This is a genomic window from Paraburkholderia caffeinitolerans, assembly GCF_902859945.1.
Classification (GTDB): Bacteria; Pseudomonadota; Gammaproteobacteria; order Burkholderiales; family Burkholderiaceae; genus Paraburkholderia; species Paraburkholderia caffeinitolerans.
Map to the genome: position 1 here is coordinate 23497 of NZ_CADIKL010000027.1, position 14031 is coordinate 37527.

A 14031-nucleotide genomic window follows, 5' to 3' on the forward strand; every position below is an offset into this window, starting at 1 on the left:
ACATGACGATGCAATACGAAACGCTGCTGGTCGATGTGCAGGCCCAAGTCGCGACCGTGACGCTCAATCGCCCTGATGTGCGCAACGCGTTCAACGAGACGATGATCGCCGAGATCACCGCCGCCTTCACCGCGCTCGGCGCGCGCGACGACGTGCGCGTCATCGTGCTCGCGGGCAACGGCAAGGCATTCTGCGCGGGCGCGGACCTGAACTGGATGCGCAAGATGGCCGGCTATTCCGATGAGGAAAACCGCGCCGACGCACTGCGCCTCGCGCACATGCTGTCCGCCGTGTACCGCTGCCCGAAGCCCGTGATCGCGCGCGTGCACGGCGACGCTTACGCGGGCGGCATGGGTCTTGTGTGCGCGGCCGATATTGTCGTGGCGGCGGAGACCGTGAACTTCTGCCTGTCCGAAGCACGCCTCGGGCTCATGCCCGCGACCATCGCGCCGTATGTGATTCGCGCGCTCGGCGAGCAAGCTTCGCGCCGCTACTTCGTCACGGCGGAGGCGTTCGATTGCGCAACGGCGCTGCGCCTCGGTCTCGTGAGCGAAGCGGTGAGCGCGGGCGAACTCGATGCAACGGTAGAGCGCATCGCCAACACGCTGCGTGCGAACAGCCCGAACGCGGTGCGCGAGTGCAAGCAACTCGTGCAGGACATCGCAGGCGAATCGATCAACGACGTGCTGATCGAAGACACGGCCGTGCGCATTGCGCGCATTCGCGCGAGCGAGGAGGGGCGCGACGGTGTGTCGTCCTTCCTCGAAAAGCGCACGCCGCGCTGGCGTGAATCGGCGTGATCACAGACAGCGTAATCGACCGGCGAACCCGAGCCAAACAGCGAGACCTCTCATGTTCAACAAGATCCTGATCGCCAACCGGGGCGAGATTGCCTGCCGCGTCGCGGCCACCTGCCGCCGCCTCGGCGTGAAGAGCGTGGCCGTTTATTCGGACGCCGATGCGAACGCCAAGCACGTTGCCGCGTGCGACGAGGCTGTGTATATCGGCGAGGCGAGCGCGCAGCAAAGCTATCTGCGCATCGAGCGCATCATCGAGGCCGCGAAGGCGACCGGCGCGCAGGCCATTCACCCCGGCTACGGATTTCTTTCGGAAAACGAAGATTTCGGGCACGCGTGCGAAGCGGCCGGCATCGTCTTTATCGGACCGCCGGTCGAGGCAATTGCCGCGATGGGCTCGAAGGCCGCCGCCAAGGCGCTCATGCACGCAGCGGCGGTGCCGCTCGTGCCGGGCTACCACGGCGACGATCAGGATCCCGTGCTGCTCCAGCGCGAAGCCGATGCGATGGGCTATCCCGTGCTGCTCAAGGCCAGCGCGGGCGGCGGCGGCAAGGGCATGCGCGTGGTCGAGCGCAGCGAGGACTTCGCGGCCGCGCTCGCGTCGTGCAAGCGCGAGGCCGCGAGCAGCTTTGGCAACGACCGCGTGCTGATCGAGAAATACCTCATGCGCCCGCGCCACGTCGAAGTGCAAGTGTTCGCGGATAAGCACGGCGGCGCGGTGTATCTGTTCGACCGCGATTGCTCGGTGCAGCGCCGTCACCAGAAGGTGCTTGAAGAAGCGCCCGCGCCGGGTCTCGACGAGCGCGTGCGGCGCGCGATGGGCGAAGCCGCGGTGGCGGCGGCGCGCGCGGTGAACTACGTGGGCGCGGGCACCGTCGAGTTCATCATGACGGGCGCGGACTTCTACTTCATGGAGATGAATACACGCTTGCAGGTCGAACACCCGGTGACGGAAATGGTCACGGGCCTCGATCTCGTCGAATGGCAGTTGCGCGTCGCGTCGGGCGACCCGCTGCCGCTCGAACAGTCGCAACTCACGGTGACTGGGCACGCGCTGGAAGCGCGCATCTATGCCGAGAACCCGGCGCGCGGCTTCCTGCCTTCGACGGGTACGCTCAAGCATCTGCGCATGCCAGCGGGCGTCGAATTCAGCATCGGCAATGGTGGCGATGGCGGCGAACGCGCGAGCGTGCGCATCGACAGCGGCGTGCGCGAGGGCGACACCATTACGCCGTTCTACGACCCGATGATCGCCAAGCTCATCGTGCATGGCGCGACGCGTGACGAAGCACTCGCGCGCATGCGGCGTGCGCTGGAAGCGTGCGAGGTTGTTGGCCCGCACACGAACGTGGAGTTCCTGGATCGGCTCGTGACCAGCGAGCCGTTCGCGAACGCCGATCTCGACACGGGCCTGATCGAGCGTCATCACGATGCGCTGTTCGCACCGCAATCGAAGCCGTTGCGCGAGTCGCTCGCGCTGGCCAGCGCGGCGCTGATCGCGCGCGAAGGCGGCTTGGGACAGGGAGCATCACCGTGGCAGGGGCTCGCGCATTGGCGGTTGAATGGCGGCTTCGAGCAGACCATCGGATGGCGCGATATCGAAAGCGACACGGCCTTGTCGACGACGTTCACGCATGACGGTGGCGCGCAGACGCTTGCATGCGCGGGCAGCGCGGAACACTACACGTGGTGGCGTGGTGAAGGCGCGAACGAATACGGCGCGACCATCGGCAACAATCGCGTGACGGGCCGCGTGTTTATCGACGGCGACGTGTTCCACGTGTTTTGCCTCGGCGCGAGCATGGCGTTCGAATGGCAGAACTTGCTCGCGCACGCAGCCGATGCGGAGCACGGCGAGGGTCGCCTCACGGCGCCGATGCCGGGCAAGGTGATTGCCGTGCTCGTGGAGCCGGGCGCGGTGGTGGAGAAGGGCACGCCGCTCATCGTGATGGAGGCGATGAAGATGGAGCACACGATCGGCGCGCCTGCGGCGGGCAAGGTGACGGAGGTGCTTTATGCCGTGGGCGACCAGGTTGCCGATGGCGCTCAACTGCTGGTGCTCGAAGCCGAGTGACGATCGGCCTGACGACTGGATTGTTACGATCGGTTTCAAAATTGCCCGAACGATAATCGGGCAAAAAGCTATGCTTCGCGCACTAACAACACGAGGGAGGCGAAGCATCATGAACGTAACCTGGAAGGCTTTGGCCCTGACGGGCCTGTTTCCCCTCGTGCTGGCAGGGTGCGGCGGTGGTGGCGGCGGCGATGGCGGTAGCGGCGCGACCAGCGCCGCCCAGACCGGCACGCTGAACGTTGCCATGACCGACGCGCCGTCATGCGGCTTCGATCACGTCTACGTCACGGTCTCGCAGGTTCGCGTAAACGCGAGTGCGAACGCAGGCGACAACGATGCCGGCTGGTCGACGATTTCGCTGGCGACGCCGCAGAAAATCGACCTGCTGTCGCTGACCAATGGCACGCTGGCGGATCTCGGCCAGACTGCGCTGCCGGCCGGCCAATATCAGCAAGTCCGCCTCGTGTTGGCGTCGAATACGGGCAACACGCTGTCGAACTCGGTCGTGCCGACGGGCGGCGCCGAGCAGCCGCTCGCGACGCCGAGCGCGACCCAAAGCGGCTACAAGATCATCACGCCGTTCACGGTGCAGCCGAACACGCTCGTCGATCTCATCCTCGACTTCAACGCGTGCAAGTCGATCGTGCAGAAGGGCAACGGCGGCTATCAGCTGAAGCCGGTCGTGACCGCGACGCCGACCGTCGTGAGCGGTTCGATCTCGGGCTACGTCGCGCAGGCCGAGGCGGGCGCGATCGTGTACGCGGAGCAGAACGGCCAGGTCGTCAAGGGCACGGTTGCGGACAGCACCGGCAAGTTCGTGCTGTCGCCGCTCGTGCAGAGCTCGACGCAGGGCAACTACGATGTCGTGATCGTGGAGAACAATTTTGCGTCGGGTATTGTCCGCTCGGTGCCCGTGGTGGTGAACGCGGACACGCCCGTGTCGACGTCGGCCGCGCCACTCACGCTGCCCGCATCGCCGATGGGCAGCGTGAGTGGCAACGCGACGCCCTCCGCGCAAGCACTCGTGCGCGCGCTGCAGGTGATCGGCGGGAGTCCTTACGAGATTGCGGCCATCAATGCTAACGGGGATACCGGCAACTACGCGCTGTCGCTGCCGACGGGCGCGCCGTTCGCCGGCACTTACTCGAATGCCCTGCCGATCTCGCTTACGGCGGCATCGACGGTTGCGGGGCTGTACACGATCGAAGCCGATGCGGCGTCTGGCGCGGTGCAGTCGGCGAACGTCAACGCGGCGACCAACCCGACGGGTGTCAACTTCTCGTTCTGATGTAACGGATCAATCGGTGTAATTGGAAAGGGCCGCTTGCGGCCCTTTCTTTTTGCTGCGGGGGCGAGATGGACCTTTACGCCTCATCCTTCACCGGCGGCGCAAACTGCAACGCCACCGCAATCCGGTTCCATGCGTTGATATTGGCGATGGCGGCCGTCAAGAACGCCATCTGCTCTCCGGGAAACTGCTCTGCCACCTTCCGGTACAGCGCATCGCTTACGCCTTCATGCAGCTTCGACCTGAGCGCTTCCGTATAGGCCAGCGCGGCTTGCTCGCGCTCGCTATAAAGCGCGGGCGCCTCATGCCACGCCGCCACCAGATCGAGCTTCGCACGCGGAATGTTCTTCTCACGCGCGATATTCAGATGGAACTGAATGCAGAACGCGCAGCCATTGATTTGCGACGCGCGGATTTTCAGCAATTCGGTGAGCGGCTTTTCGAGCCCCGAATCGTCGACGGCCTTGCTCATGGCCGAAAGCGCGCTGGCCACCTGGGCGGCGTCGCGCCGAAAGGCTTCGTAGCTGATGCGGGAGGACGGGCTGGACATGACTGGACCTCGCGTCGGTTGCAGGATAATATCAGAGCACGAACATCATATTCGAACTCTGACATTATGCGCAAGACCGTGAAATCCGCGAATCCCGTGACCAGGAACCCTGGCGAGCGCAACGCGCCTATTCCCGCCCCCGGTGAAGGCAAGCGTGGCGAGGCTGGTCACATGGGCTATCTGCTGCGCCAGGCCGGCGCGGCGCAGCGCCTGCGGATGGAGCGCGCGCTGGCCGATCTCGGCATCACGCCGCCGCAATTCGTGGTGTTGACCATGCTTGCGGCTTATCCCGGCGTTTCGGGCGCCGATCTCGCGCGGCTCGCGGTGCTTACGCCGCAAACGGTCAGTGTGATCGTCGCGAATCTCGAACGCGCCGGCGCGATCGAGCGCAGGCCGCATCCGGTGCACGGCCGCATTCAGCAGATCGAGGTGACGGGTGCGGGCGAGGCCTTGCTCAAGCAGTGTCGCTCGCGTGTGAAAAAGCTCGAAGCGCAGATGACCGAAGGCTTCACGCAGGAAGAAGAGCAGGTGATCCGCCGCTGGTTGGCGCGACTGGCGCGCGAAGACGAAGCGGCGTAGGCCTCTGCGCGCCGTCTTATTGCGCGCGAGCGAGCGCGCAGGAATGATCGAGCAGCCCTTCAGCGGTGCCTGTGCCGCCTTCCACGTCCAGCCCGCTATTGACGACGAGCCAGCCGTCGCGCGCGGTGTCGGCGCCGGCGCCGGTCACGAGGATCGTCTGCACCGCCATGCTTTGCTTCGGCCCCAGATCGCGCTCGACCACGCGGAACGGATTGCCTTGATCGGCGAGGCTCATCACGCGCGTAACGCGATAGCGCTTGCCGTCCAGCGTCGTCCAGCGCCACGTGCCGGGCGCGTCGTGGCGATACGGCGCGAGCGCGTCGGCAATATCGTTGCGCATGCAATCGACGTGGATATGCAACTGGTTCTGCGAGCGCCGCTGCGACGAATTGATTTCGAGGCCGAGTTGAGTGGGCGCGAGCGTCGCCTTCAGCCTGGCGTCCACGTAACGTCCCGCGGACCACGCGCCAACCCAGTATTCGGGCGAGCCGCCATAGAGAATCTCGGGGGTTTCGATGCCCGTCACGCGGTCGGTCGGTATCAGCAGATATTGCGCGCGTCCGTTGATGTCTTTGAGCACGGCATAGCGCTTCTGGAAATCGACGCTCGTGCAGGGGCCGGGATCGCCTTTGTCGCGCGCATTCGGCACACATTGTTCGCCGACGACCTTCCAGAGTCCGCTTGAGTCGAGCGTCGAAAGACGCGCGCAACTAGTGGCGAACAACACGGCGGCCAATGCGGCAGCCAACGAAGCGAAACGCGCAGCACGCGCGGAGGCGACAGCAAAGGAAACGTGAGGCATCGGCGCTAAACAGAGATGTCGGGCAAATCGGAAATGGGCCGCGCGATGCGCTCGCGCGGGCTCGCCTTGCTGCCGCGAGTGTAGCCGATGCAATGTGGCGTGTTTATTTACGGCGCGGATGAAACGTGACGGGTTGCTCGCGCGATGCCGCGCCGGCGCTCAGGGTTGCATCGGCGGGCCCGCAGGTTCCGCACGTATCGCAGCCATCGCCGCAATTGCCGGTGGCGCCTTTGGGTTGCACGAAGCGCCCCATGCGTTGCGCGAAGGCGCCGCGTTGCGGCCGCAGCAGCACCGCCGCGGCGGCGGCTTGCCAGCGCGTGCTCGTTTTCGGCGCGAGCTTGCGCAGCGCGGTCCAGAGGCTCGCCGCCACCAGCAGCGCGATAACCGCATATTGGACAACGAGACTCGTGCTCATAGGAAGCGGCTCGCGATCTGGTACGTGATGAATGAGGCCGCGTAGGCCACCACGAACATATAGCTGAACGAGATCGCCGCGGCGCGCCACGAACGCGTCTCGCGGCGGATCACGGCGAGCGTCGACATGCATTGCGGCGCGAACGCGAACCACACCATCAGCGACAGCGCGCTGGCCACGGAAAAGTTTTGCGCGAGCGTGTGGCCGAGCGCGGCAATGTCGCCGTCGCCGCTCGCCACCGAGTAGACCGTCGCCAGCGCGGCCACCGCCGTTTCGCGCGCGGCGAACGCGGGGATGAGCGCGAGGCTCATCTGCCAGTTGAAGCCGAGCGGCGCGAACGGCCATTGCAGCGCGCGGCCCAGATAGCCCGCGATCGTGTAGTCGATGGCCGGTTGCGTCGCGCCATCGGGCGGCGAGGGGAACGTGGAGATGAACCACATCAGCACGGTCAGCGCGAGGATGATGCCGGTCAGGCGCTTCAAAAAGATCGAGCCGCGCTCCCACAAGCCGATGGCGATGTCGCGCGCGCGCGGCAGGCGGTACGAGGGCAACTCCATCAGCAGCGCATGTTCGCCGTGATCGCGGCGCATTTTCTTCATGACCCAGCCCACCGCCATCGCGCCCGCGATGCCAGCCACATACAGCGCGAACAGCACGAGCCCTTGCAGGTTGAACACGCCGAGGATCAGCCGGTGCGGAATGAATGCGCCGATCAGGAGCGCGTAGACGGGCAGCCGCGCCGAGCACGTCATGAGCGGCGCAACGAGTATCGTGGCGAGCCGGTCGCGCGGATCGGAGATGCTGCGCGTGCCCATCACGCCCGGAATCGCGCACGCGAAGCTCGAGAGTAGTGGAATGAACGAGCGGCCCGTCAGGCCCACGGAGACCATCATGCGGTCGAGCAGGAAGGCCGCGCGCGGCAGGTAACCCGACTCCTCCAGCACGAGGATGAAGAAGAACAGCACGAGAATCTCGGGCAAAAAGCCGAGCACCGTGCCCACGCCGCCGAACAGCGCATCGGTGACGAGGCTGCGCAGCGGGCCGTCGGGCAGCGCCGCGCCCACCACGCCGCCAAGCCAGCCAAAGCCGTCGCCGATGGCGTCGGTGAGCGGCTTGCCGAGCGAATAGACGGCCTGGAACACCAGGAACATCACCGCCGCGAGAATCAGCGGGCCGAACACCGGATGCAGGGCGAAGCGGTCGATGGCATCGTCGCGCGCATCGGTGGCGCGCGGCATGGTCACGGTAGCGGCAAGAATGCGCCGCACCGTGGCGTGCGCATCGGCGTCGCCGTCGTTCGTGCTGCCTTCGTGTGATGCGGGCACAGCATCGTTGCCCACGCGCTCTATTAGATCGATAAGTCCGTGCGCGCCGCCGCGCCGTACGGCTACGGTTTCGACCACGGGCATGCCGAGTTCGCGCGAAAGCGCGGCGACATCGACCACTACGCCACGGCGTCGCGCGGCGTCCATCATGTTGAGCGCCAGCACGACCGGACGGCCCATGTGCTTGACTTCGAGCACGAAGCGCAGATGCAGGCGCAGGTTGGTGGCGTCGGCCACGCAGACGATCAGGTCGGGCGCGGCCTCGCCCGGATAGCGGCCGAGCAGCACGTCGCGGGTGACGCACTCGTCGGGGCTGGTCGATTCGAAACTGTAGGCGCCGGGCAGGTCGAGCACCTGGATATGGCGCCCGCCTGGCGTGGCGAAGCGGCCTTCCTTGCGCTCGACAGTCACGCCCGCGTAGTTCGCCACCTTCTGGCGCGCGCCCGTGAGCAGATTGAAGAGCGCGGTCTTGCCGCAATTGGGATTGCCGACGAGGGCGATGCGCAGCGGTGCCTGGCTCATGCGGCGGCTCCCGTGCCGGCGTTCAGGCTCACGCTCACGCGCTGTGCCTCCGCGCGGCGCAGCGCGAAGCGCGTCGAGCCGATCTGCACGAGCAGCGGGTCGGCGCCCCATGGCGCGCGCGCCACCACGCGCACGGGCTCGCCGGAGACGAAGCCGAGGTCGCGCAGACGCTGGGCGATCGGGTCGTGCGCCGAGACGTCCTCGACGTCCTCGACCCAGGCACTGGCATTCTTGGGCAGATCGGTCAACCGCATGGGGAATTCTGTCGTCTTGAAATGAGAACGGTTCTCATTGTAACGGCGATGCGGAGGCTTGGGTGCGCAGCCGGACAGGCTGCTATCGACGCGAAAGGCGCGCTGGCTGGGGATCGGGCGCCCGGGCGGGGAGCGGACGGCTTAGTGTGCCGATATGCCGCATCGAAGCGCCCCGGCCTCCAGCGCGTCTTCAGCACGTTCAGAACTTCGGGCCGGAAGTCGAATCGACCTTGGCGCAACTGCCGCTAAAGTCCTCGAATCCGCTCGCCAGCGTAAGCTGGCCGGTCATGCGGTCGATGCGGACCTTGGGCTTGTTGAGCGCGTTCAAGTGCAGGATGCCAGTTATTTCCCGGTCGCCGACGAACGCGTTCTCGAGCGCGAACCAGCCCTCCTGCGCGCTGTTGAGCTTCGGCACGAGATCGTGCGGCAGCTTCATTCTTACGCTGCCGCCGGCTATCTCGACGTTCACCGCGCCGCTGAATGGCCGATGCGAGGTCGTCGAACTGCTCGTGCTCTTCGTATAGCTGTGCGTCTTCTCGTCGTACACCATGCCGTTCGAAACTTGCGAGTCCAGCACCGTGCCCGATCCCTGGCAGAGTAGCGCCGTGGTGCTCTGTGCATGGGCGACCTGTACGCCGATTGATGCGAATGCAAGACCGGCGATCAGCACTTTGGAAGCGATCATGAGACTTTTCCTTATGGTTGAATCGTGGCTCCTGAAGCGCAACGATTTTCCCATGACAAGGTTTTCCGCACGCGCAAATCGTCCCTGAACGCGCAGCGCCCGGCACGCCCGGATGAGTCGACGTAATGCCCGAAATTGGCGAGAATGCTGCGCGGGAATCTTCATGAGTCAGGCGCCGTCGGTGGCGCCGCTGCTCAATCTGGAAATCAAAATGAAACGACTGCTACTCGCCGCGCTCGCGGCCGCCCTCGCCACCGCCTCGCTCGTCACGGGCGCGCACGCGCAAAGCAATGCGTCCGGGCCACTCGCCACACCGTCGGGCGAGCTGCAATTCGTGCGCGACGATCGCGATTTTGTGGCGATGCTCAACAGGGAAAAATTCGATCGCTTCGACGCCAAGACGCTCATGCATTTCGACGAGGTTGGCGGCGAGAACGGCACGATCACGCGCACGCTCGTGCAGACGGCTTACGGTCCGGTGGTGTACGACCTGCGCCGCAATCCGCCGCTCGTGCAGCGCGCGAACGTGCGCATGACGGTCAAGCGCGTGTTCTGGCAGCCCGACGAAGCCGTGATGCAGAGCCCGGAAGGCTGGTTCCGGCTCAAGAACGGCACGTTGACAAAGCTGCAATCGACGAAGACGACGTACCACTGATCGATCACGCGCGCACCGTCGCCGCTGTCTTGCGGTTTGGGCGCGGCGCGCGCGGGTCAGCCACTCAAGCCGTCACTGTGCGACCGGCACCGTGACGTCGGAGCCAAACCAGTGCTCCGAAATCTTCTTGAGCGTGCCGTCTTGCTTCAGCGAAGTGAGCGCGTCGTTGAGCGCTTTCTCGAACTTCGGATTGCCCTTGCGGAATGGGATGCCCATGTCCTGATTGGCGCCCTTGAGCACCGCGCCCGGGCGCAGCGGCAACTGTGAAGTCTTGATGATGTACGGCAGCATCAAACGGTCGTCGATGGTGGCGTCGATGCGCTTCGCGGCCAGGTCGCGCAGTTTCTCCGGCGCGCCCGGATAGGTCTGCACGTTGATGCCCTGCACGGCGCGCGCCATCTGGTCGTAGTTCGTGCCGAGCGTGACGCCGAGTTTCTTGTCGCCCTTGAACTCGTCGAGCGACTTGAATTCGCGCTTGTCATCGGCGCGCTGGATCAGCTGCGCGGCGGAATACGTATAAGGCTGGCTGAAATCGAGCGCCTGCTGGCGTTGCGGCGTGATGGTCACCTGATTGACGATCACGTCGAACTTCCCGGCCTGCAGCGCCGCGATAATGCCGCTCCATTCGGTCGGAATGAATTCCGGCTTCACGCCGAGCTTGGCCGCCACGGCTTTCGCGACGTCGACGTCGAAGCCCACGAGCTCACCCTTGCTGTCCCGGGAGTCGAACGGAGGATAGGTGCCTTCGAGGCCGATCTTGAGCACGCCGGCTTGTTTGACGCTGTCCAGCAGGTCTTCCGCATGGGCGGCAACGGCCGTGAGGCCAAAAGCCGATGCGGCAAGCACGCTGGTAAGGAGGAGCTTCGATAGCTTCATGGCACGTCTCCTGTTTCTTCGAATAGAGGACTGCGGTGGAGTGCGCGATACCGCGCGAAGGCATATTACCGCGTCAAATTTCCGGTGCTGGCAGCGTTCCCAAAATCTCTTCGAAGGCGAGCCCGATGGCGAGCAGCCGGCGGTCGCTGCCGGTCGGGCCGTCGAGTTCGAGGCCGACTGGGAGGCGCGCATCGGTGAGCCCCGCCGGCAGCGCGAGGCCCGGAATGCCCGCGTTGCTCGCGGGATCGGTATTGCGCAAATACGCTTCCAGTTCGTCGATGGGCGCACCGCCGTCGATCGACACGCTCGACGATCCCCTCACCCCGTCGATGCGCACCGCCGCGAGCCGCGTCGTCGGAAACAGCAGCGCGTCGAGGCCGCTGGCGGCGAAGGTCTGCGCATAGAGCTGCTGCAGACGCGGACGCCAGAGCGTCATCGCCGTGGGGTAGTCGCCGCCACGCGCGTCGGCGAGGATCGCGTCGTAGGCCGCGCGCACGTCCGGGCTCGCGATGCGCGCCGCCACATCCCTGACGGTCCGCGCACCCGTATGGTTCGCGTCGAGCCACGCCTGCAAGTCCTCGATCGGTTCGTGCAGCGCGATGGCCATGCTCACGCGGTCGTTGAGCGCGAAAATTTCGCTCATTTCCACGGGCACGAGCGTCACGCCGGCCGCTTCGAGTTTTGCGAGCGCCGCGCGCGCCACGCGCTCGGTGGCGGCTTCCAGACCCGACCAGAACGGCGCGGGCAAACCCACGCGCAGGTTTGTCACGGCGGCTTGGGCGAGCGGGCCATGCCCGGTGATCACGCCGTCGATGAGCGCGATATCGGCGACGGTGCGCGCCATCGGCCCCACGGTGTCGCGCGTGTGGCTGATCGGCACGACGGCGTGCGGGTCGTGGTAGCGGCGCTGCGTGCCGCCGTCGCCCACGCTCGGGCGCAAGCCGACGATGCCGCACAGCGCGGCGGGAATGCGCGTGGAGCCGCCGGTATCGGTGCCAAGCCCGGCCGGCACGATGCGCGCCGCAATGGCGGCGGCCGTGCCGCCCGACGAGCCGCCGGGGATTCGTTCGGGATCCCAGGGATTGCGCACGGGGCCCGCATGCGGTGCGAGATTGGTGCTGGTGATGCCGAACGCGAGCTCGTGCATGTTGGCCTTGCCGAGCAGAACCGCGCCCGCGTCCACGAGCCGCTGCACCGAGGGCGCGTGGCGCGCGGGCATGAAGCCTTCGAGCGCGGGCGTGCCCGCCGAGGTTTGCAGGCCGCGCGTGTTGATGTTGTCCTTCACGACCACGGGCAGCCCGGCCAGCGGCAGATGCGTGCGCTCATTCGGGCCGAGCGCATCGATGCGTTGCGCGGCGGCGAGCGCGCCTTCCACGTCGAGCGTTGTGAGCGCATTGAGGTTTTCCAGCGCCTGGGCACGCGCGAGCAAGGTGGCGACGTAGTCGGTGGCCTTGATCCGCCCTTCGCGAATGGCAGCAACCGCTTGCGTCGCGCTCAGTTCCAGTTGCTGGTCGACAGTCCAGGTCATGCGGTTTCCTCCGCGTGCGGCCGTGTTGGCGGCGCCCGCTATGGCTTCATGAAGCGCAGCGCAAGGCGGGCGAGCGCGGGAACGAGGGTCGGGCGCAAGAGCCGCGAATCGTAGCCGCTCATGCGCTGCTGGTCTTCGCGCAGACACAGTTCGATCATCTCGCGCAGCTTGAGCGAGTCGCCCAGCACTTCGCGGTTGGCGGGCAGGAAGTTCGAGTCGTGCGCAACGCCTTCGGCATCGATGCCGCGCGCAATCGCCACGCGGTCCCACACCAGTTTGATCCAGATTGCCGCGACTTTCAGCGAGTGCCAGGGCCGGCGCCACCAGGGCAGATTCTTGCGATACCACGCCACCCAGTTCACGAAAAAGAGGATGTGGCGCGCTTCTTCCTGAATCACGGGTTCGAAGGTTTCGACGAGCGCCGCAGGGAAAAATCCCGAGCGCTGCGCCGAGCGGAACAGGCCGAACGCAAAGAAGCTGTCGATGCATTCGCTGTAGCCCGTGAACATCCACGCCCATTCGGGGTCTTGCGGCGGTGGGTAATGGGGTTCGGGCGCGAGGGTGATGCCGTAGGCCTCGACGAGATGCGAGAGCACGACCTTGTGGCGCGCTTCCTCGTCGCCGTCCATTTCGATGGCGGCGCGCAGGAGCGGATCGCTCACGGTGGCCGCGTAGGTTTTCACGCGGATCGACGCACGGCCTTCGGTCTGCACCGCAATGTCCCAGACCGGCAGCGAAGTCAGCCGCCGCAGCGCGTCGGGCTCGAGCTTCGGCCAGTCGAGCACGGCCGGGCGATAGGGATCGTGCGTGTCCAGCAGCATCCGGCAGAACATCTTCCGGTGCTCTTTCGATCCGATCCGGATCGGCCCTGGCGTGGCATGAGTCCAGTGCCGCAGCGCGGCATCCTGGGCGGCGAAGGCGCTGTCTTCGTCGCTTGCGCCTTCAGCTGAATGCGTCAGGGTGTCGGACATTGAGCTTATCGGATGACGGTGATTTGACTCCTATTCTGTCATATCTGTAAGGGATGGGAAGACCTCACGCGCAGCGCCGCCGTTCGTCGATCCACATGCGCGCCCAGCGGCATGCGTAGGCGAGTGCGTGGCGTTCGTCGAAAAAATAGTCGAGCGCGTCGAACGAGACGAGCACGCAGCGCAGCGTGTCCGTCGTGCGCGCGGGAGTCGCTGTACTTGCGCCGGACGCGGTCGCGGCCTGCGAGGACGTTTGAGTGGCTGCAAGCGGGCCGATCGTGAGATTGGCGGCGTACAGGCCGTTGGGAAGCCGCTGGGCGCTCGGTGCGACTTCGTAGCCTTTGTAACGGATAGGTGCGTTCATGGCTTGTGGATCCTGCTGGTACGTCCTGCCTGGGTGCGTGTTACGCATGGGCGCCTCGTTGCTCGTATGCCGGTACGGGGGAAGCGTAGGGGCTACGATGCGCGCTTGGAACCAATCATTCGTCGCAAGCTAATCACGGGTGGCCGGGTACGGTCAGCAGAATGATCCGGATGAGGCGAGATTACGGTTTGCCTTCAATGTGGCTCGCGTGGCGCGGGGCGTCTGTGGGCTGGATGACGCAACGCGCATGCCTGTGTGCGCCAGCGCGCAAAGCGCGCAGCGTGGGGAAATACGGGCGGATCGGGGCTCGTGCAGAGGGCGCCGCGGCGCGCGCATGGCGCGCCGGCGA

Annotated in this window: 15 protein-coding genes; 5 read left to right on the top strand and 10 right to left on the bottom strand. The window is 65.8% G+C overall.

What is annotated here, in order from left to right; translation table 11 throughout:
• Nucleotides 1–8: 8 nt before the first annotated feature.
• The 3 genes from HV773_RS23495 (at nt 9) to HV773_RS23505 (ending at nt 4159) form a co-directional block, all read left to right on the top strand.
• Nucleotides 9–800: an enoyl-CoA hydratase/isomerase family protein gene (locus tag HV773_RS23495; RefSeq protein ID WP_175197006.1), complete on the top strand. Its 792-nt coding sequence runs from the start codon at nt 9–11 to the stop codon at nt 798–800.
• Nucleotides 801–852: 52 nt separating this feature from the next.
• Nucleotides 853–2871 (top strand): acetyl/propionyl/methylcrotonyl-CoA carboxylase subunit alpha, encoded by a 2019-nt coding sequence (locus HV773_RS23500; RefSeq protein ID WP_175196936.1) that lies wholly within the window; start codon nt 853–855, stop codon nt 2869–2871.
• A gap of 109 nt (nt 2872–2980) precedes the next feature.
• Entirely contained in the window at nt 2981–4159 is a 1179-nt protein-coding gene (locus tag HV773_RS23505; RefSeq protein WP_175196937.1) for a DUF4382 domain-containing protein, read from the top strand.
• 76 nt (nt 4160–4235) lie between these two features.
• On the opposite strand, the gene HV773_RS23510 is transcribed toward HV773_RS23505, so the two are convergent.
• Nucleotides 4236–4709, bottom strand: a complete 474-nt coding sequence (locus tag HV773_RS23510; RefSeq protein WP_175196938.1) for a carboxymuconolactone decarboxylase family protein — start codon at nt 4707–4709, stop codon at nt 4236–4238.
• A gap of 66 nt (nt 4710–4775) precedes the next feature.
• On the opposite strand from HV773_RS23510, the gene HV773_RS23515 reads away from it, so the two are divergent.
• Nucleotides 4776–5288: a MarR family winged helix-turn-helix transcriptional regulator gene (locus tag HV773_RS23515; RefSeq protein WP_175196939.1), complete on the top strand. Its 513-nt coding sequence runs from the start codon at nt 4776–4778 to the stop codon at nt 5286–5288.
• A 16-nt stretch (nt 5289–5304) separates the two neighbouring features.
• Here the strand turns inward: HV773_RS23515 and HV773_RS23520 are convergent, their stop codons facing one another.
• The 5 genes from HV773_RS23520 to HV773_RS23540 form a co-directional block, all read right to left on the bottom strand.
• A complete protein-coding gene (locus tag HV773_RS23520) occupies nt 5305–6015 on the bottom strand; it encodes a CDP-diacylglycerol diphosphatase (RefSeq protein WP_343052376.1) in 711 nt (236 codons plus the stop codon).
• Nucleotides 6016–6193: 178 nt separating this feature from the next.
• Nucleotides 6194–6505, bottom strand: a complete 312-nt coding sequence (locus tag HV773_RS23525; protein WP_175196941.1) for a DUF6587 family protein — start codon at nt 6503–6505, stop codon at nt 6194–6196.
• The gene (feoB, locus tag HV773_RS23530) at nt 6502–8352 is read right to left on the bottom strand and encodes a ferrous iron transporter B (RefSeq protein WP_175196942.1); all 1851 of its coding nucleotides are present in this window, start codon (nt 8350–8352) and stop codon (nt 6502–6504) included. Before feoB ends, HV773_RS23525 begins: the two co-directional genes overlap by 4 nt.
• Complete coding sequence (locus HV773_RS23535) at nt 8349–8606, bottom strand: FeoA family protein (RefSeq protein ID WP_175196943.1); 258 nt, start codon at nt 8604–8606, stop codon at nt 8349–8351. The genes feoB and HV773_RS23535 overlap by 4 nt, the downstream gene beginning before the upstream one ends.
• A 199-nt stretch (nt 8607–8805) precedes the next feature.
• Complete coding sequence (locus HV773_RS23540) at nt 8806–9291, bottom strand: hypothetical protein (RefSeq protein ID WP_175196944.1); 486 nt, start codon at nt 9289–9291, stop codon at nt 8806–8808.
• A gap of 211 nt (nt 9292–9502) precedes the next feature.
• Here HV773_RS23540 and HV773_RS23545 point away from each other — a divergent pair, with 211 nt between their 5' ends.
• Complete coding sequence (locus HV773_RS23545; protein WP_175196945.1) at nt 9503–9946, top strand: hypothetical protein; 444 nt, start codon at nt 9503–9505, stop codon at nt 9944–9946.
• 72 nt (nt 9947–10018) lie between these two features.
• Here the strand turns inward: HV773_RS23545 and HV773_RS23550 are convergent, their stop codons facing one another.
• The 4 genes from HV773_RS23550 to HV773_RS23565 all read right to left on the bottom strand — a co-directional run bounded on the left by HV773_RS23550 (nt 10019) and on the right by HV773_RS23565 (nt 13682).
• Complete coding sequence (locus tag HV773_RS23550) at nt 10019–10822, bottom strand: transporter substrate-binding domain-containing protein (protein ID WP_035527802.1); 804 nt, start codon at nt 10820–10822, stop codon at nt 10019–10021.
• Nucleotides 10823–10895: 73 nt separating this feature from the next.
• Entirely contained in the window at nt 10896–12350 is a 1455-nt protein-coding gene (gene iaaH / locus HV773_RS23555; protein ID WP_175196946.1) for an indoleacetamide hydrolase, read from the bottom strand.
• Nucleotides 12351–12388: 38 nt separating this feature from the next.
• The gene (locus tag HV773_RS23560; protein ID WP_175196947.1) at nt 12389–13321 is read right to left on the bottom strand and encodes a ferritin-like domain-containing protein; all 933 of its coding nucleotides are present in this window, start codon (nt 13319–13321) and stop codon (nt 12389–12391) included.
• Between the two features lie 64 nt (nt 13322–13385).
• A complete protein-coding gene (locus HV773_RS23565; protein ID WP_175196948.1) occupies nt 13386–13682 on the bottom strand; it encodes a transcriptional regulator in 297 nt (98 codons plus the stop codon).
• Nucleotides 13683–14031: the final 349 nt, after the last annotated feature.